The organism is Pseudomonas sp. NS1(2017), assembly GCF_002269425.1.
GTDB classification, from domain to species: Bacteria; Pseudomonadota; Gammaproteobacteria; order Pseudomonadales; family Pseudomonadaceae; genus Aquipseudomonas; species Aquipseudomonas reactans.
The window spans coordinates 4,563,849-4,581,422 of record NZ_CP022960.1; the positions used below are offsets into that span (position 1 = coordinate 4,563,849).

The window sequence follows — 17,574 nt, forward strand, 5'->3', positions numbered from 1 at the left end:
GGTTATTTGCTCCAATGCATACGTATTTTAGATAATTCTTTGTAAGAGAAAGAATAGTATGTAATTTTTTCATACCCGTTTACGAAGCTAAACCCAGAAAGTTTTCGCCTATCGTATGACGTAATTGAGGATGAGAGTTTTTTAAATAAAGGATGCGATTTAGAAAAAAGAGCACGGTGAAATGTTCTGTCAAGCTCTGTTAAACGACAGTTGGTACTTGGCGTTCTGTGGTGGTAGTTGAAATATATGCCTGTTTTTATAATGACGTTAGTCCCGGTTGAATTAATTTCATAGTTTCCGGTCAGAGCCTTTAAGCGTTTTTCTAATAGTTGGAAATCATTTGGTTCTTTATCTGACGAACAATATGATAAGAGTGAGCTAAATAGTCTTGATTTTATTTTTTTAATTTTGTTTGTGGAAATCTCAATTTCTACCCTTCGTTTGGCTCTAAATCCACTGTTTGGGATATAAGTGCTAAATATTTTGAATTCGTAGCCAAGGTATTCAAGGGTCTCAAACTTTTCTTTTTTGTTTGTTGCGAGTGAAGAGACTTCTGATTTGCTGATTTGAACGTCTGATCGTTTGCCGTTATCATGCAAAGTTAAGTCGTCGCTCAAGAATTCTTTTACGTAGTTTGTGGTTTCTTCTGCTTTGTCATTTGAGGTCAAAATAATGATGTCGTCTACAAAGCGTGCGTAAAAGTTTACGTGTTCTAATCGTTTGAGCTTGGTGTCAAAATGCCTGAGATAGATTTCAGATAAGTATGCACTTATATCAAGCCCGCGGGGTAGGCCTTGGATATTTTTGATATCTAAAGCTCGGAATAAATTTTTTATCAAATTTAGTGTTTTCAGCGAGCAAAGCGACTCATCCTCAATCATTGTGAGCACGGCCGCTCGATTTATGCTCTCGTAAAAATTTTTAATATCGTAGCGGTGTGCTCTGTAAGGTGTGCCGTCTTGAAGTGATGATATCAGTGCAGATATTATTTCGCTTCTGTTGGGTTGTTTGATTCGAGCATTAAGCTTCAAATTTCTTATGATTAGCTTGGAGGCCGTTCTGGCGCACTGATTGTTATAAGTTAGAACTTTCTTTTTGTTTATTTCGAAGTCTTTAAATGGATCTATGAATGCAGTGCCATCGTTGATTTTTTTTAATATTTCACTTGCGATCAGTTCGCGACCTGCACTATCATTTGAATGCTCGTCGTTTCGATTTCTTGAAATAAATCTAGTAAGATTTCTCACTGTGAACGGCGATTCAATCAATTTTAACCACTCCTGTTAGTCGCGTATCGAGAGAACTATGTCAGCGGAAGATACCAATTGTGATGCTTTGAGGCAAATGATTTCTAAAACAGTCTCGGCTAGATTCCAAGCAAGCCGACGTCTTGATTTTCATAATAAATTATCTTTGTTTAGTATATCACTGTTTTCGATAATACTGATTTTAGTTGCTTTATTGCAGTTGGTTGGGTTTCGGTTTTCTTTTGGCGATGTGGTTGTTAATATTGGTCAAGTGTTTTTGTCGATAGTTATTTTATGTTTCTCGATAGCTATAAGTATGAGTGACTTTAGTTTGAGGTCATTTAAGTTTCATGAGTGTGGCGTCCAATTAAACGAATTGGCCTATAAGCTCATGAATAAATGGGGAGTTGTGCTCTCGGATCGGGAGTATGAGGAAAGGTTGAGTGAGTATTTTAATATTCTGAGTAAGTATGAGAATCATACTGAGTCAGATAACTCTAGGGTTAATAGAAAAACTAAATATGTTGATGGGTCTGCTGTTGGGTATTACCTTAGGTTTTCACTGTATTTTATGCTAATTGCTGTTTCTCTAGTGTGGTTTTTAATTCTCGTAGCTAAGTCAGTGTTTTGCTAGATTTTTTGCACCCTATTATGTGCGTGGGGGTGTGTGTTTATGCAGAGTTTTTAATGGCTCTTGAGGGTGATTAAAATTGATAGGATATTTTGTGATGCATAAGGCATCGTAATTGGTTTTTCATGTCGCTAGCTATGTTTTGCGTGCCTATTCTCTGGTGACGTGACGTGACGTGACGTGACGTGACGTGACGTGACGTGACGTGACGTGACGTAGTCGTGGTCTGCATCGATTTTAAGTTCTGGCCGTTAACTAATTGGTTTGATGTTTATGTTGTGGCTGTTTTAATTATAATTGCCTGTGAGAATAATTATTTGTTTGGGGTTTGAGGGGGGCTAATGTGTAAGGTATCTAATCGCCGAAACTTAATGATTGTTTGCGAAGGCTCGGCGATTAATAGTTGGTTGATAAGTCAGAGGGGGCGTTCGTCAGTTGGCGCTAGGTGCTTCGCGATCGAGGAGTTTTGCCGTTAGAAGTACGCCTAGTTCGCTCAGTTGATAGATTGCCAGCGCTACGTCACGGTGGTTACCGCTCAAATTTTCAGACAGTTCAAGCAGCAACGTACTAACTGAGCTAAAGGTCTCATAGCTGTTGGCAATTAATGCTTCATTGCTTACGTCTGGCGCTACGCAAAACAGAGCAGTTGAATCCGATGAACCTTCAAACATGTTTGCATTCCTGTTTTTTGGCTACCATCCCCCAGCTACTAAACAAAGGGAGGCAGCTGTACGCAGGTTAGTAGACCGGGGAATCCAAACGAAAGCCGGCGCGCCCGGAGGCGCCCTGCGCACAGCCACCATCAAGTGCAGACGGAGTCGTCTGACTGATTGAAGCTTGTGCACTTTGTCTGGATAAACCATCAGGCTACTAAACCCGATCACCGAAAAATTCAGCGACCGCGCAACCATAGATTCCACCACCCCAGCACACAAGCCAGCGGATTCTGGGCTACGCGTAGGCAATCGGGCAACCCACTCCCCACCTTTGGGAAATGTCCTAGGACGATTCCCTCACACCGTCACCACCACCTTGCCCACTTGCTGGTTCGCCTCCAAATACCGGTGCGCGTCCTGCACCTCATCCAACCCAAACGTCTTCGCAATCACCGGCGCCAATGCGCCCGATGCCAGCCCGTCCAAAATAAACGCCTTGGCCCGCGCCAACACCACAGGGTCACCGACGATCTCGGCGTACAAATACCCCTTGAGCGTCAAACATTTCCCCAACACGGTGAACAACGGAAACGGCGTCGGCTCGGCACTCAACGCGCCGTACTCCAGCAAGATCCCGCCCTGGGCCATGCTTTGGGTGAGCGCTTCAAAACCCAGCCCGCCGATGGGGTCGAACACGACGCGGGCGCCTTTGCCGTCGGTGAGTTGCATCACGCGTTGCACCAGGTCTTCTTCGTCGCTGACGATGACGTGGTGGGCGCCGGCGTCGAGCAGGGCTTGTTGTTTGGCGCGGGTGCGGGTGACGGCGATGGCGGTGGCGCCGACGCTGCGGGCGATCTGGAAGGCGGCGAGGCCGACGCTGCTGGAGGCGGCGGTCACCAGTACGTAGTCGCCTGTGGTGAGTTTGGCTTGTTCGACCAGGGCGCCCCAGGCGGTGACGTATTGCATCCAGGAGGCGGCGGCTTGGACGAAGCTGAGGTTTTGTGGGTGTTTGACGGTGAGGTGGGCGGGTACGTTGGCGACTTCGCCGTAGGTGCCCCAGCGGGCGATGTCGAGCGGTGGGATGACGCTGACGGCGTCGCCCACTTTAAGGTCGGTGACGTTGGCGCCGACGGCGGCGACCACGCCGGCGGCTTCGTAGCCCAGGCGGCTGGGGAATTCGGCTTCTTGCAGGTAGGCGTGGTTGCGGAACATCACTTCGGCGCGGTTGAGGCCGAAGGCTTTGACGTCGATTTGCACTTCATCGGCGGCGGGGGCGGGCACGTCGATGTCTTCGAGTTGCAAGACGCTGGCGTCGCCGTAGGCGTGGATTCGGACAATGCGTGGCATGGGGGTAGACCTCGGTGTGGATCGATAAGACGTTCAATTTAGGCTTGGGAAGGCGTGGGATAAAGGCCTAGGATGGCGCAACACTAGAAACAATGGGTTTCCAATGGACCGCCTTACCTTGATGGCCACCTTCGTCAAAGCCGTGGAGCTGGGCTCGTTCAGTGCGGTGGCGGATGAGTTGAACCTGTCGCCGCAATTGATCGGCAAGCAGGTGAAGATGCTGGAGCAGCACCTGGGTGTGTCGCTGCTCAACCGCACCACGCGCAAGCAGAGCCTGACCGACTTTGGGCGCACGTTTTACCAACGTGCCAAGCTGATTCTGGCCGACATGGACGCCGCCGAAGAAATGGCCGCCGTCACCCGTGGCGTGCCCAGCGGGCGCCTCCGTATCAACGCGCCGGTCACGTTCGGCGTGAGCACACTGGCGCCGCGTTTGCTGGAGTACATGGTCAAGTACCCGCAGGTGTCGGTGGACCTGACCTTGTCCAACGAGCTGATCGACCTGGTGGAAGACGGCTACGACGTGGTGTTTCGCATCGGCGAGCTGGCCGACAGCGGCCTGACCGCCTTGCCCCTCAAGCCGTATCAGATGGTGTTGTGCGCGGCGCCGGCCTATCTGGCGCGGCGACCCACCCTCACCACACCTTGGGATTTGCAGGAGCATGAGTGCCTGGCGTTTGCCTATTCGGACGGGCGCTCGCATTTGCAGTTCGACGGGCCGGACGGGCGTGTGGAGGTGCCGATTACAAGCCGTTTGACGATTAATCAGGGCGACCCGCTGCTCTCGGCGGCGGTGGCCGGGCTGGGCGTGGTGTTGTTGCCCCAGGAGTTGGTGAACGACGCGCTGCGCAAGGGCACGTTGGTGGCGTTGTTGCCGGGCTACAGTGTGCCGGTGTTGCCGATGAACTTGCTGTACACGGCGGGTCGGCAGGTGACGCCGAAGGTGCGCAGTTTTGTGGACTTTGTAAAAGGGGTGTTGGGGCGGTGATTGAGGGGGCGGGCCAGCGTCAGAATGGCTCGCCCCCTGTTCAGTTACGGCAGCACCTTGGCGATGGCGTCAAACGCGACCATGTCGTCGATCACTTTGCCGCCCGTGGGTTGGGTCTGGGCCTGCCACACCACGATCACCACGTTTTTGGTCGGGTTGATATAGACGTACTGGCCAAAGGTGCCGGCGGCGGTGAAGGCTTTGTCGGCCTTGGACGCGTCGGTCCAGCCGGGCCACCACATGGAGGCGAACTCGCCGTAGGCGCCATCTGAACCGGTGACCGCGCTGGCGAAGCTCAACCAACCTTCCGGCAACACTTGCTTGCCACCGGCCTTGCCGCCGCTGAGTACGAATTGGCCGAAGCGGCCGTAGTCTTCCAGGGTGGCGCTGATGCCACTGCCACCCACTTCGTTGCCGTTGGCGCCATCAAGCCACCATTTGGCATCGGTCTGCATGCCGTAGGGGCCCCAGATTTTTTCGCTGAGGTATTGGGTGAGGGGCTTGCCCACGGCGGCGCTGACCAGTTGGCCCAGCACTTGGGTTTCGCCGGTGCTGTAGTTGGTGCGGGTGCCCGGCGGCGCGGCGGTGGAGAGGGTGGCCATGAACTTGAGCAGGGAGCCGGTCACCTGCTCGCTGCGCAGTTGGATCAGGTGGCGTTCGTCGGAGGTGGGGTCGGTGTATTTTTCGTTCCATTTGACCCCGGAGCGCATGGCCAGGATCTGCCGCACCGTGACCTGGTCGTAGGCGCTGCCGGCCAGGGCGGGCAGGTAGTGGGTGACTTTGTCGTCCAGGCTTTTGATCGAGCCGTCCTGCAGGGCTGCGCCCACCAGGGTGGAGGTGACGGATTTGGCCACCGACATCGACATCCAGCGGGTCTCGGCGGTGTTGCCGTGGGCGTAGCGCTCGTCGACGATCTTGCCGTCCTTGAGCACCAGCAGGCCAGTGACGCGGTTGGTCGCCACGTAGTCGTCGAGGCTGTAGTGCTTGCCTTTGAACTCGAACGCCACGGGGGCCAGGGGTTTGGCGCTGCGCGGCAGGGGAAACGGATGCCCACCCGCCTTGATGGTGCGCACCGGGAACAGGCGGTCGGTGTTGCGGAAGGTGGTGATCGCCAGTTCCGGGCTGAGTTTGCCGTCGTAGATAGCTTGCACGTCGCCAATCGGCTCCTGTGCGTGGGGGTAAGGCTGGGTCGCGCAGGCGGCCAGCGACAGGGCGAGTGTGGCGGCGCCCATCAACACGGGCAGGGCGCGGCGCTTGAAGCGCGGGAGCACGGGCATAAGAACCTCTTTATTATTGTGGGTCGGTCTTAAGGGGCGGCGACGCGTCAGCGAGGCTGGCGTGCCGGAACCAGCATGCGGTGGGGGATTTTTTTTGGCGCGCGGGATCGGGCCAGTTTATGCGTGGGATTGGGACAGCGGCCGCCCTTGGCGAGGGCGGCGCGGGTAACGGCTCACACCACGCCGGGCGCGGCGAGGTTGCAATATTGCCCTTTGAAATACAGCAGGGGTTGCGCCGCCGCCGTCTCTTGCAGGTTCAGCGCTTTCACTTCACCGATCACGATCAGGTGATCGCCGGCGGTGTGTTCGGCGTGAATCTCGCAATCGAGCCAATGCAGGCTGCCGGCAATGATCGGGTTGCCCAGGGGCGATGCTTGCCAGTCGACGTCGTGCCATTTGTCGGTGCCACGCCGCGCGAACTGGTTGGAGATCTTGACCTGCTCGCCCGAGAGGATGTTGACGGCAAACCGACCGGCCTGGCGGATCTTGGGGTAGCTGGCGGAACTGGCCATGACGCTGAATGACACCAACGGTGGGTTCATCGACACGCTGTAGAACGACTGGCAGGTGAAGCCAATCGGCTCGTCATCAATGTGCGATGTAATCACCGTGATGCCGGAGGCGTAGTGCCCGAGCGCTTCGCGAAAGCTCAAGGGCTCAATGGCCGCACAGGGACGTGACAGGATGGACATCAGTTCGACAGTTCTCGGCGGATGATTTCAGCGCCGGCACTCAACGCCTGCAGCTTGCCTCGCGCAACGTGGCGGGGCAGGGGCGCCATGCCGCAGTTGGTGCACGGGTAAAGCTTGTCGGCATCCACGAACTGCAGGGCTTTGCGCAGGGTATTGGCGACTTCTTCGGGCGTTTCAATGGCGTGGTTGGCCACGTCAATGGCACCGACCATCACTTTTTTACCGCGAATCAGTTCGATGAGTTCCATGGGCACATGGGAGTTGTGGCATTCCAGCGAGACGATATCGATGCTCGATTGCTGCAGCTTGGGAAACGCCTCTTCGTATTGGCGCCACTCGGAGCCCAGGGTCTTTTTCCAATCGGTATTGGCCTTGATGCCGTAGCCGTAGCAGATGTGCACCGCTGTTTCACATTTAAGGCCTTCGATGGCTCTTTCCAGGGTGGCAACGCCCCAGTCGTTCACCTCGTCAAAGAAGACGTTAAAGGCAGGCTCGTCAAACTGGATGATATCCACGCCCGCCGCTTCCAATTCCCGGGCTTCTTCATTGAGGATCTTGGCGAATTCCCAGGCCAGTTTTTCGCGACTTTTGTAGTGGTTGTCATACAGCGTATCGATCATCGTCATAGGGCCTGGCAGCGCCCACTTGATCGGTTGGTTGGTTTGCTGGCGCAGGAACTTGGCGTCTTCGACAAACACCGGCTTTTGACGCGCGACAGCCCCCACTACGGTCGGCACGCTCGCGTCATAACGGTCACGGATTCTGACGGTTTCGCGCTTCTCGAAATCCACACCGCTGAGGTGTTCGATGAAGGTGGTGACGAAGTGTTGGCGTGTTTGTTCGCCATCACTGACGATATCAATCCCGGCGTTTTGTTGTTCTTGCAGCGACAAGCGCAACGCGTCTTGCTTGCCCTCGATCAATGCTTCTTCTTGCAGTTTCCAGGGCGACCAGAGTGTTTCGGGTTGTGCCAGCCAGGACGGTTTAGGCAAGCTGCCGGCGGTTGATGTAGGCAATAACTTTTTCATTAAAGGGTGACCTTGTCTTTTAAGGGAATCAACGCGCGCAGTGGGCAGACCACTGCTCCAGTACCGACTGGTAGGGCTTGATGAAGTTTTCTTCAACGAACTTGCCCTGCTCGATGGCCAGTCGGCCGCGCTCTTCGCGGTCGTACACAATCCGCGTCAGTGAATAGTCCTGGTGTTGCAGGCTGGGTTGATAGGATTTGCCGGCTGCAGAGTTCGCGTTGTAGATCTCTGGGCGGTAGATCTTCTGGAAGGTGTCCATGGTGCTGATGGTGCTGATCAGCTCAAGGGTGCTGTAGTCGCTGAGCAAATCCCCGGAAAAGTAAAACGCCAGGGGCGCAACGCTATTGGCCGGCATGAAATAGCGAACCTTGAGCCCCATCTTGTTGAAGTATTCATCCGTCAGGGAATATTCATCTTGCTGGTATTCAACACCCAGCACAGGGTGCAGGTTTTCGGTGCGGTGATAGGTCTTGGCGCTCGACACGCTCAGGCAGATCACGGGCGGTTTGTTGAAGTGCTCTTTGTACGTGCTGGAATTGACGAAGCTCTTGAACAACTTCCCGTGCAGCTCGCCAAAGTCAGCGGGCGTGCTGAACTGGGCTTGGTCTTTGTTGTGCTCCAGCAAGCGCACGCTGAAGTCATAGTCGCGTACATAAGAGGAAAAGTTATTGCCGACAATGCCGGCCAGGCGCTCGTTGGTTTTGCGATCGACAATATTGGTTTTCAATATTTCAATCAAAGGAATGGCATGGCCGCTGCGCTGGGCATCCATGTCCATTTCCACGGAAATGATTTCAAGCTCGACCGTGTAGCGATCGCCGTTGGGGTTGTCCCAATGGGCCAAGGCATTGAAGCGGTTGTCGATCATCCGCAACGTGTTGCGCAAGTTTTCTTGACGGCTCGCGCCCCTCGCCAGGTTGGCAAAGTTGGTGGTGATGCGCGTATTTTCGGCGGGATGGTAGTTCTCGTCGAAACGAATGCTCTTGACCGTAAATGCAAACTCTTTGTTCATTGTGATGCCACACCCTGATTGCCGCGATAGCCCCTGAACGTGTTCAGAGGCTTGTTCAGCGGTCTATAACCTGTCTTTAAGTAGGGTGCATCTTAGGCGGGGAGCAACATGAGCAAAACTGAATTGATTTCACTGCAGCTTTAGCCCTCCTCATGATGGGGTGCGCGTGCGTTGCACGGCCAGCGCCAAAACCAGCCCCTTTGTGGGCAAACCGGTCTACCATGCCTCCCCGGCAGTGGTTCCACGCGCTACCGACCTCTCTCTTGCAAGGTATCGCCCATGTCCATCGACCAGATTTCCCTCCCTAAAGGCGTAGGCCCTCACGCCACCAAGCTCCTCGACGCCATCACCGGCGCATCCACCCACGACGAACTCAACCGCGCCGGCGGCAAGGCCGAAGGTTTTGTGCTCGGGCTGGAATCCACCAAGGCGATCAAGAGCCAGATCGCCGAGTCGCTGTATGTGGCCTACGACGACGCGGCGAGCAATCGGGCAACGGAATTGAAGGGCTAGCGCCAGGCAGGTTTCTTCGGGTCCGGATTGAACGGCCTGAGCGACTGTTGCCAGGCGGGGGCCGGCAAGTTACTGCGGCAGGCGCACCAATGCACCGGCGTCGGATTGTTGATATCGCCCCAGCCCTGGGCTTCATAGGACGCCATGATCTGGCTCAACCGCCAGGCGTCACCGGCCCCGGCGATCAACTGCGTATGGGGCGCCGGCGTGGGGTTGATCGTCAGCGGCGGGTTGGTGGAGTCCAGCAGCCAGTAATCCTTCACCAGCCCGCCCCGGGACACGACGTTAGGGGCTAGACGCGGGTTCATCGAATTGGGGTTGGATTCGATCCGGCCCGCCACGTTGTCCCGGATGGGAATGCCGTCGGCCGTCCAGAAGTACAGCGTGAAGCCCTTTGGCAGCGCAAAAGGGGGAAACCCGTCCCCACAGGCCAGCCCGTGCCCCGACAATACAATCGCCATGCTGATTCCCCGCTCGTTTGAGGTGTGCCGAGCGCCCCTTCGCAGGAGGGGCGAGTTGAATTCAGAACGTGCGAGGTGGGCGGAATATTCCAGTCGCGGGCAAAAATAACCCAGAAATCTTGTCATGAGGGTGCGCTACAGTGGGTGTCTGACGCTGGCCCGATAGAAAGGAATGCCCATGACATTGACCGTCGAAACCCTGCTCAACCTGGCCATGGCCAACCCCATCAACGCCGAAATCACCGCGCGCCTGCCTGACCTGGGGGTGGACCAGTGCTTTCTCACGGCGGGCTGCCTGTTCCAGGCCGTGTGGAACCATCAGTCGAATCTACCTGCGGCCCAGGGTGTAAAGGACTACGACGTTTTCTATTTCGATACGGACCTGTCCTACGAGGCTGAGGACGCGGTGATCCGTGCGGCTGAGCGGTTGTTCCAGGACCTGGGCGTCAACGTCGAGGTGAAGAACCAGGCGCGGGTTCATCTCTGGTATGGCGAGCGGTTTGGTCGGCCGTATCCGCAGTTGCACACGGCCAAACAGGGCATCGACCGGTATCTGGTGGCGGGCACCTGCATCGGTCTGGAGATTGCCACGGGCGAGTTGTATGCGCCGTATGGGCTGGAGGACGTGGCGCAGGGCGTGCTGCGCATCAACCCGCTGCATCCGGAACCTGAGTTGTTTGTGCAGAAGGCCCTCAGTTATCAGGCGCGCTGGCCTTGGCTGGAAATAGTGGCGCCCTGAATCGCAGTGAACTTTTACCCGCGTCCTGCACGTCCAAGCTTGAAATGCCCAGCCAAGGACCGACTATGACCTTCTTCATCTTCCTGCTCGCCTGCGCCGCCGCTGCCAGTACCGGCATCCTTTTCAAACCCGGTGCCTGGTACGAATCCCTGGTCAAACCCAGTTTCACCCCGCCCAATTGGCTGTTTCCGGTGGCGTGGACGATCATCTACCTGCTGCTGGCCTGGGCCGGTTACCGCCTCAGCCTGATCCCTGGCAGCCAAACCGTGTTGGCGCTGTGGGCGGCGCAAATTGCGTTGAATACCCTGTGGACGCCGGTGTTTTTCGGCGCCCATCGCATCCTCGCCGGCATGGTGATTCTGGCCGTGTTATGGCTGACCGTCGCCACGATGGTGGTGTTGGCGGTGCAGTTGGACCTGATCACTGGCTTGATCCTGTTCCCGTACCTGGCGTGGCTGTGTGTGGCGGCGGCGCTGAATTTCTCGATCCTGCGCAATAACCGCTGATGGCCGTTAAAGCCTGGCCCGCCAGTGAGCCCGAACTGGCTGAGATGCGGCGCTTCAACCAAAAGCTCGCCTGGTTGCCGCGCTTCAAGATCCGCAATCGCGTCACGCCGCGTTTGATCCAGGCGTTGTTGCGGGTCAGCCAAAAGATCAAGCGAGCCCCTTTGGCTGAAACCCACTACGTCGACTCAGTGCCCGTGCGCATCCTGCGCCCCAGCGGCCAGCCCAAGGGCGTGGTACTGGATATCCACGGTGGCGGCTGGGTGATCGGCAATGCGCAGATGGATGACGACCTCAACCTGGGCATGGTCAATGCCTGCGACGTGGCGGTGGTGTCGGTGGATTATCGGCTGGCGGTCGACACGCCGGTCGAAGGGCTGATGGACGACTGCCTGGCGGCGGCGCGGTGGCTGCTCACCACGGAGGAATTTGCCGGGCTGCCGATGATTGTCGTCGGCGAATCGGCCGGTGGGCACTTGGCAGCGGCGACCTTGCTGGCGCTGAAGAAATGGCCAGAATTGCTCCAGCGGGTGAGCGGGGCGGTGTTGTATTACGGCGTCTACGACCTGACCGGCACCCCCAGCGTGCGCGCGGCGGGGCCCGATACGTTGTTGCTGGACGGGCCGGGCATGGTCGACGCGCTGCGCCTGCTCACGCCGGGGTTGAGCGATGACGCGCGACGCCAGCCGCCGTTGTCACCCTTGTATGGCGACTTTGAAGGCTTGCCGCCGGCGTTGATGTTCGTGGGTGCGCTTGATCCGTTGAAGGATGACACGCTGTTGATCGCTGAGCGGTGGCCGGGGGCTGAGGCGCATGTGTTGCCGGAGGCGGCCCATGGGTTTATTCATTTTCCGGTGGTGATGGGGAAGGAAGTACTTGCCTTTAGCCGTGAGTGGATAAGCCAGCGAGTGAACGGGGAAGTACTCAACCTTCCATCGTCCGATTAATCTGTCGCCTTCAATACAGCGCCAAGGAACAAACGTGCCTGTGAACTCACTTAGCCTGCGCCCGGCGATTGTCACCGACCTCCCGTCAATCTACCGAGGCGAGTTGGCCTACATCCAACAGTGGGAGCCCACTCACGAAGCTGGCTGGCGCTCGCAGGTGGAGCGCAACCTCGCTCTGTGGGTCGATAACTTCGAGCTGCTCACGGTAGCGGTGCTCGACGGTCAATTTGTCGGGTATTCGCTATGGAGACCCGAGGACAGTTTCGCCGAGCTCTACACGATCAATGTCAGTGAAGCTTATCGGCGCCAGGGGATAGGTCGGGCATTACTGGATGCCTATGGGGTTGCGGCGTTGGGCAGCGGCTGCACTCACCTGAGTTTAAGCGTGCGTCCAGACAACCCTGCCCGGCGGATGTATGAATGTGCAGGGTTTATCGCGGTGGGGACAGACTCCCACGGTTATCTTCGCTATGAACGCGCAAATGGATTGGGAACTTAAAACTTGATCGATTAGTCAGGTTAATCAGTTGCTCTTATTCTATAATAAGGACTCCCCCATGCGCGAATACACCCTCGACTATCTGTTCAACGACGAGCCCCGCACCCATGTGTTCGAACTCAAGCAACCCCAATTGCAGGTGCATGAAGCGGCGTTGCACCTGCTACAGCTGCATTTCGGCGACGCCGAGAATGGCTTGATCCTGCCGCCCGCGGATGCGAGCCCGGACGAAATTCTGGAGCAGGCGCAGGTGCTGGGGATTACGCAGATAGCCGTTGCATGAGTTCAAGCCCGATCATTCAGGTGGCCACTGCGGCGGATATCCCTGAGGTATTGAGGTTCGTGCTGCAAGCCCGTGCCGAGCTTTTCCCCAAGCTCAGTGCGACGGGGATGCCGGCGGACTTGGCGCAGTTCGAGGCGATCTATCTGCACGGCGATGGACGATTTCTGATCGCGCGTGATGAGGGCCAGATCGTCGCAGCCATCGGCTATCTGCCCTATGACGAGCGTTTCCCGCAGTTGAATTACCAGGGCCGCAAGACCGTGGAGGTGGTGCGCCTGTTTGTGCTGCCGGCGTTTCGTCGTTTTGGTCTGGCGGGCGAGTTGTACCGTGCGCTGGAGGCGCAGGCCAAAGCAGATCGGGTCGCGGTGATGTACCTGCACACCCATCCGTTTTTGCCGGGGGCGATTGATTTTTGGCTTCGGCAGGGGTTCGAGGTGGTGGATGTGGACGCGGACCCGGTGTGGCGCACGACGCATATGCAGCGCACCCTCTAACCCCACCACCCGCTGTAGGAGCTGGCTTGCCGGCGATGGCGGTGTATCAGCAAACAGAGAGGCAAGCAGGTCTGGCGCTATCGCCGGCAAGCCGGCTCCTACAGTGGGATATTTTGATCAGTTTGGGCGTAGCCGCAATATCTGCGCCCCATCAAACGGGTCCGTCAGGTAATGCGCCTGCACCCCAAACGTCTCCTGCAAACGCTGCGGCGTCAACACCTCCAGTGGCTTGCCCAACGCCACCAACCGTCCGTGGTCCAGCACTGCCAGCCGATCACAGGTCAGCGCCTGATTCAGATCATGCAGGGCAATCAAGGTGGTGACGGGCAACCCTTGCACGCCCTTCAAAATGCCAAGCTGATGCTGGATATCCAAATGATTGGTCGGCTCATCCAGCAACAGGATCTGCGGCCGTTGCGCCAACGCACGGGCGATGTGCACGCGCTGGCGCTCACCGCCCGAGAGGCTGCGCCAGGCGCGATGGCTCAGGTGGGTCGCGTCGACGTCGTGCAGGGCCTGGTTGACGATGATGTCGTCTTCATTCGACCACGGGCTCATCGCCGACAACCACGGCGTGCGGCCCAGCGCCACGGCGTCGAACACGCGGATGGCGTCGTCGGTGTCGGCCTGCTGTTCCACCACCGCCAGTTGTTGCGCGATGGCGCGGCGCGACAGCTTGCCCAGTCGCTGGCCGCCCAGCAGCACCTCGCCGGCCGCTGGCGTGCGCAGGCCGGCGAGCAGTTTGAGCAAGGTGGATTTGCCGGAGCCGTTCGGCCCGACAATCCCCAATGTTTCGCCCGGCTGAACGTCCAGATGAATGTCGCTCAGCAACTGCGCCTCGCGCACTTTGAAACCCAATCCTGTGCAGCTCAGCACGGTCATCGCGCATTCCTCCGGCCAATGAGGATCAGCGCAAACACCGGCGCACCGACCAGAGCCGTGACCACGCCGACCGGAATCACTTGGCCCTTGATCAGCGTGCGCGACAGCACATCCGCCGCAATCAAGAACAACGCGCCGCCCAACGCGCTGGCCGGCAGCAAGCGCGAGTGCCCGGTGCCGAGCAGCAGGCGCACGGCGTGGGGAATCACCAGCCCCACGAAGCCGATGGAGCCGACAATCGACACCATCACCGCCGTCACCAGCGCCGCGCAGCCCACCAGCACAAACTGCACGCGGCGCACCGGAATGCCGAGGGACGCCGCCGAGTCGCTGCCGAAGGTAAACGCATCCAGCGCCCGACGGTGCCACAGGCACACCGCCAAGCCTGCAACCGCCACTGGCACTGCCAGCCACACCGAAGGCCAGCGCACGCCGCTGAGGTTGCCGAGCAGCCAGAACATGATGCCGCGCGCCTGTTCGGAACTGGCGGATTTGGTGATCAGGAACGCGGTGAGCGCATTGAACAACTGCGACCCGGCAATGCCCGCCAGGATGATCTGGCCGGTGCCGCTAGCCGAACCGCTGGCGCGCGCGAGCAGGATCACCAGCGCAAACGCGGCCATGGCGCCGACAAACGCGCCCGCCGACAACGAAATCAAACCGCCGCCCACACCGATCAACGCCACCAGCACCGCGCCGGTCGAGGCGCCGGCGCTGATGCCCAGCAGGTACGGATCGGCCAGCGGGTTGCGCAGCAGCGATTGCAATATCACGCCACACGTCGCCAGCCCGGCGCCACACGCAGCGGCGACCAGGGCGCGGGTGAGGCGGTAGTTCCACACCACGCCTTCGTCGATAGGGTCGAGCACGTAGCCAGCCGCCCACAGTTTGTTGGCGAGGACTTGGAGTACCACCTGCGGCGAGATGGCGGTTTCGCCGATGGCCACGCCCGCGAGTACGGCGGCTAATAGCAGGGCCAGGGCGAGTAGGGTGCGTATCATTTGGACAGATCGTAGCCGTCGATGGCCGTGGCCAGTTGTTCAAGGCCGTCGAACGTGCGGATGCTGGCCTGCAGCGCCAGGGCGTCGAGGATGATGATGCGGTTGTTTTTCACCGCGTCCATGTTGCGGGTGACCGGGTCGCTGCGCAGAAAGGCCAGTTTCTTTTCATGATCGTCGGCAGGGTAGCGGCGGCGGTCCATGCGCGCGATCACCAGCACGGTCGGGTTGGCCTTGGCGAGGGTTTCCCAGCCGACGGCGGGCCACTCTTCGTCGGACTGCACGACATTATGCAAACCGAGGGTTTCCAGCATGAACTCCGGAATGCCCTTGTGGCCGGCCACATAAGGGTCACTGGCCATCTCGGAACTGGAGAACCACACCAAGGCGCTGGCTTGCTTGAGGCCCTTGCTCTGCACGGTGGCGACGGATTTGGCCAGGCGTGCCTTGAGTTCGTCGTTCAACTGTTGGCCGCGCGCCTGCACGTCGAAGATCTCGGCGAGTTGGCTGATGCTTTTATAGATCGTCTCGATGCGAAACGGCTCCAGCCGCGTGCCGTCGGCGCCGACCAGGTTGTCCTTGCCTTCGCAGTCCGAAGGCAACAGGTAGGTGGGGATCTTCAGCTCATGAAATTGCTCGCGGGTGCCGACCACGCCTTGCGGCCCGACTACCCATTCCAGCTCGGCGGCCACCAGCTGCGGGCGCTTGGCGATCACCGCTTCGAAGCTAGGTTCGTTGTTGGCCAGGCGCTCGATGCTGTCGTTCTGCGCCTTGTACTGCGGCAATACGCTGTTGAACCACAACGAGGTGCCGACCACTTTGTCGCCCACGCCCAAGGCGTAGAGCATTTCGGTAGCGGCCTGGCCGATGGTCACGCTGCGGGCCGGGGCTTGCTGGAAGGTTAGGGTGCTGCCGCAGTTTTCCACGGTCAACGGGTAGTGGGTGGGTGCGGCTTGGGCCAGGGCACAGAAGCCCAGACCGGTAAGCAGGGCGGTAACGCGTGGCAGCATGGGGCTATCTCCGAGTGAAGCGTGCGTGCCATTCGGAAATACACCCTCGAGCGCTGTGGTAGCGACAGGCAAGAATGTCCTTCCCGGACACCCCGCCGGTTAGTAGTTGAGCTCGAGCCGGCAGGTCTCCTGACTGATGCGTCGTCGCCCGGCTCCGGCCTTCCCGGACAAGGTCCAGTGGCATCAGGGAGCAGGCTCAGCACCTACAGTTGCGGGGGCAGTTCCGATTGGCGCGGGTGTGCCGCGCTTCGGATTCCCTATTAGTCCCGTTTGGGAACCGGCGCGGTATGGTAGTCGATCACGCGGTTGAACGGGAGGGCGTGAACTCAACGGTAGCTCTCTGGCGGTGAGGCTCCTATGATGCTCAGCCCATGGATCGCTTTATCACAAGGAATACACCGTGAAATCAGTTGTCGCGCTCGTCCTTATCGCCACCCTGGCCGGTTGTGCCACTCAGGGTAAATCTGAAAAGCAGATTCTCGACGAGGCCTCCACCGCCTATGTCAAGTCGATGCCCGCCGACTCAGACAAGCTGCGCTTGCACACGATGAGCATCCCCAAAAGCGGTATGTTCGGCGACACCCTGGCGATTTCCATGGCCGGCGACCAAAACGCTGCCAGCCTCAGGAGCGAATTGCTGAATACCAAGCGCTTGGGCGATGTGTTCTTTTTGATCATGGGGGCCGGCACCCCGGTTGACGTTGCCGTGATCGGCAAAGCCGTCGAAGGGCAGGATTTGAAGGGCCTGCAGATTTACTACTCGGGCACCGATGCGCAGAAGGACAAAGTGCGTGCGGCGGTTGAGAAGTCTCAGGCGCAGTTTCATTACATCAGTGCGCAGTGAGGGGGCGGCCAAAGGGGGCAGGTATCTACATTACGCTGGGTACGGCGCTGGCGGCTTGACGGTCGGCCGCAATCTTACTGTTACTCCTGCGATCCAGAATGTGAGGCTTGCCTGCGAAGGCGGCCTGACGGCTGGCCTGGATGTTGGATCAGACCGGGTACATATCCGTTATTTAGGTAACGGCTGCTGTGGGTTCCGCTCTTACAGCGGGTCACTTTTTTGAAGAGCGCAAAAAGTAACCAAAAACGCTTCGCCCCAACACTCGGCACCTCGCCTAGGCTCGGTGTGCCCGTAATCCGACAGTGATTTGGGGGGCCGCCGCCACGCGCCATCCATGGCGCGGGGCGGCTAAACCGGCATCCCTGCCGGTTTACCCCCCAAATCCCTGCCGAATTCCGGCCAGCGTGTTTGACGGGGCGCCTAAGATCAAGATCAAAATCAAGAGCACAGCGGCCTGACAGCCGGCTTGAGTGGTGTGGAGCAAAGGCAGAATCAAACGCAGATCACTGTAGGAGCCGGCTTG

General features: G+C 57.9%; 21 protein-coding genes and 1 riboswitch. Of the genes, 10 read left to right on the forward strand and 11 right to left on the reverse strand.

Annotation, left to right across the window (positions count from 1 at the left end; translation table 11 throughout):
* Positions 1 to 2: 2 nt before the first annotated feature.
* The gene (drt3a, locus tag CI807_RS21430) at positions 3 to 1,268 is read right to left on the reverse strand and encodes an antiviral reverse transcriptase Drt3a (RefSeq protein ID WP_095016107.1); all 1,266 of its coding nucleotides are present in this window, start codon (positions 1,266 to 1,268) and stop codon (positions 3 to 5) included.
* Positions 1,269 to 1,305: 37 nt separating this feature from the next.
* Here drt3a and CI807_RS32170 point away from each other — a divergent pair, with 37 nt between their 5' ends.
* Positions 1,306 to 1,881 carry an SLATT domain-containing protein gene (locus tag CI807_RS32170; protein ID WP_157742059.1) on the forward strand — a complete coding sequence of 192 codons (576 nt, stop codon included), beginning with the start codon at positions 1,306 to 1,308 and terminating at the stop codon, positions 1,879 to 1,881.
* A gap of 428 nt (positions 1,882 to 2,309) precedes the next feature.
* Here the strand turns inward: CI807_RS32170 and CI807_RS21435 are convergent, their stop codons facing one another.
* Complete coding sequence (locus tag CI807_RS21435; RefSeq protein WP_095016108.1) at positions 2,310 to 2,549, reverse strand: DUF6124 family protein; 240 nt, start codon at positions 2,547 to 2,549, stop codon at positions 2,310 to 2,312.
* 342 nt (positions 2,550 to 2,891) lie between these two features.
* Complete coding sequence (locus CI807_RS21440) at positions 2,892 to 3,881, reverse strand: zinc-dependent alcohol dehydrogenase family protein (RefSeq protein ID WP_095016109.1); 990 nt, start codon at positions 3,879 to 3,881, stop codon at positions 2,892 to 2,894.
* Between the two features lie 103 nt (positions 3,882 to 3,984).
* Here CI807_RS21440 and CI807_RS21445 point away from each other — a divergent pair, with 103 nt between their 5' ends.
* The gene (locus CI807_RS21445) at positions 3,985 to 4,869 is read left to right on the forward strand and encodes a LysR family transcriptional regulator (protein ID WP_095016110.1); all 885 of its coding nucleotides are present in this window, start codon (positions 3,985 to 3,987) and stop codon (positions 4,867 to 4,869) included.
* A gap of 44 nt (positions 4,870 to 4,913) precedes the next feature.
* On the opposite strand, the gene CI807_RS21450 is transcribed toward CI807_RS21445, so the two are convergent.
* The 4 genes from CI807_RS21450 to CI807_RS21465 all read right to left on the reverse strand — a co-directional run bounded on the left by CI807_RS21450 (position 4,914) and on the right by CI807_RS21465 (position 8,878).
* Positions 4,914 to 6,146 carry a serine hydrolase gene (locus CI807_RS21450; RefSeq protein ID WP_095016111.1) on the reverse strand — a complete coding sequence of 411 codons (1,233 nt, stop codon included), beginning with the start codon at positions 6,144 to 6,146 and terminating at the stop codon, positions 4,914 to 4,916.
* Between the two features lie 173 nt (positions 6,147 to 6,319).
* Positions 6,320 to 6,838 carry a flavin reductase family protein gene (locus tag CI807_RS21455; RefSeq protein WP_177409593.1) on the reverse strand — a complete coding sequence of 173 codons (519 nt, stop codon included), beginning with the start codon at positions 6,836 to 6,838 and terminating at the stop codon, positions 6,320 to 6,322.
* Entirely contained in the window at positions 6,838 to 7,866 is a 1,029-nt protein-coding gene (locus CI807_RS21460) for a methionine synthase (RefSeq protein ID WP_095016112.1), read from the reverse strand. Before CI807_RS21460 ends, CI807_RS21455 begins: the two co-directional genes overlap by 1 nt.
* Positions 7,867 to 7,894: 28 nt before the next feature.
* Positions 7,895 to 8,878, reverse strand: a complete 984-nt coding sequence (locus tag CI807_RS21465) for a DUF1852 domain-containing protein (RefSeq protein WP_095016113.1) — start codon at positions 8,876 to 8,878, stop codon at positions 7,895 to 7,897.
* A gap of 279 nt (positions 8,879 to 9,157) precedes the next feature.
* Between CI807_RS21465 and CI807_RS21470 the strand changes: the two genes are divergently transcribed.
* Positions 9,158 to 9,391 (forward strand): hypothetical protein, encoded by a 234-nt coding sequence (locus CI807_RS21470; RefSeq protein WP_095016114.1) that lies wholly within the window; start codon positions 9,158 to 9,160, stop codon positions 9,389 to 9,391.
* Here CI807_RS21470 and CI807_RS21475 read toward each other — a convergent pair.
* Entirely contained in the window at positions 9,388 to 9,852 is a 465-nt protein-coding gene (locus CI807_RS21475) for a putative adhesin (RefSeq protein WP_095016115.1), read from the reverse strand. The genes CI807_RS21470 and CI807_RS21475 overlap by 4 nt on opposite strands.
* Positions 9,853 to 10,030: 178 nt before the next feature.
* Here CI807_RS21475 and CI807_RS21480 point away from each other — a divergent pair, with 178 nt between their 5' ends.
* From CI807_RS21480 to CI807_RS21505, 6 genes are all read left to right on the forward strand, one after another.
* Positions 10,031 to 10,591, forward strand: coding sequence for a nucleotidyltransferase family protein (locus tag CI807_RS21480; RefSeq protein ID WP_095016116.1), 561 nt, complete (start codon positions 10,031 to 10,033; stop codon positions 10,589 to 10,591).
* A 65-nt stretch (positions 10,592 to 10,656) separates the two neighbouring features.
* Positions 10,657 to 11,097: a TspO/MBR family protein gene (locus tag CI807_RS21485; protein ID WP_095016117.1), complete on the forward strand. Its 441-nt coding sequence runs from the start codon at positions 10,657 to 10,659 to the stop codon at positions 11,095 to 11,097.
* Positions 11,097 to 12,041, forward strand: a complete 945-nt coding sequence (locus CI807_RS21490) for an alpha/beta hydrolase fold domain-containing protein (RefSeq protein WP_095016118.1) — start codon at positions 11,097 to 11,099, stop codon at positions 12,039 to 12,041. The genes CI807_RS21485 and CI807_RS21490 overlap by 1 nt, the downstream gene beginning before the upstream one ends.
* 34 nt (positions 12,042 to 12,075) lie before the next feature.
* Positions 12,076 to 12,540: a GNAT family N-acetyltransferase gene (locus tag CI807_RS21495; RefSeq protein WP_256578567.1), complete on the forward strand. Its 465-nt coding sequence runs from the start codon at positions 12,076 to 12,078 to the stop codon at positions 12,538 to 12,540.
* A 58-nt stretch (positions 12,541 to 12,598) separates the two neighbouring features.
* Complete coding sequence (locus CI807_RS21500; protein ID WP_095016120.1) at positions 12,599 to 12,823, forward strand: hypothetical protein; 225 nt, start codon at positions 12,599 to 12,601, stop codon at positions 12,821 to 12,823.
* Positions 12,820 to 13,317, forward strand: a complete 498-nt coding sequence (locus CI807_RS21505) for a GNAT family N-acetyltransferase (RefSeq protein ID WP_095016121.1) — start codon at positions 12,820 to 12,822, stop codon at positions 13,315 to 13,317. Before CI807_RS21500 ends, CI807_RS21505 begins: the two co-directional genes overlap by 4 nt.
* A 117-nt stretch (positions 13,318 to 13,434) precedes the next feature.
* Here the strand turns inward: CI807_RS21505 and CI807_RS21510 are convergent, their stop codons facing one another.
* The 3 genes from CI807_RS21510 to CI807_RS21520 are packed head-to-tail and all read right to left on the reverse strand — an operon-like array spanning position 13,435 to position 16,207.
* Positions 13,435 to 14,199, reverse strand: coding sequence for an ABC transporter ATP-binding protein (locus tag CI807_RS21510; RefSeq protein ID WP_095016122.1), 765 nt, complete (start codon positions 14,197 to 14,199; stop codon positions 13,435 to 13,437).
* Positions 14,196 to 15,200 (reverse strand): iron ABC transporter permease, encoded by a 1,005-nt coding sequence (locus CI807_RS21515; RefSeq protein WP_095016123.1) that lies wholly within the window; start codon positions 15,198 to 15,200, stop codon positions 14,196 to 14,198. The genes CI807_RS21510 and CI807_RS21515 overlap by 4 nt, the downstream gene beginning before the upstream one ends.
* On the reverse strand, positions 15,197 to 16,207 hold the full coding sequence (locus CI807_RS21520) for an ABC transporter substrate-binding protein (protein WP_095016124.1): 1,011 nt from the start codon (positions 16,205 to 16,207) through the stop codon (positions 15,197 to 15,199). Before CI807_RS21520 ends, CI807_RS21515 begins: the two co-directional genes overlap by 4 nt.
* 101 nt (positions 16,208 to 16,308) lie before the next feature.
* A riboswitch (cobalamin riboswitch) is annotated at positions 16,309 to 16,504 on the reverse strand.
* A gap of 103 nt (positions 16,505 to 16,607) precedes the next feature.
* Between CI807_RS21520 and CI807_RS21525 the strand changes: the two genes are divergently transcribed.
* Positions 16,608 to 17,051: a hypothetical protein gene (locus CI807_RS21525; protein ID WP_095016125.1), complete on the forward strand. Its 444-nt coding sequence runs from the start codon at positions 16,608 to 16,610 to the stop codon at positions 17,049 to 17,051.
* The last annotated feature ends 523 nt before the right edge of the window (positions 17,052 to 17,574 follow it).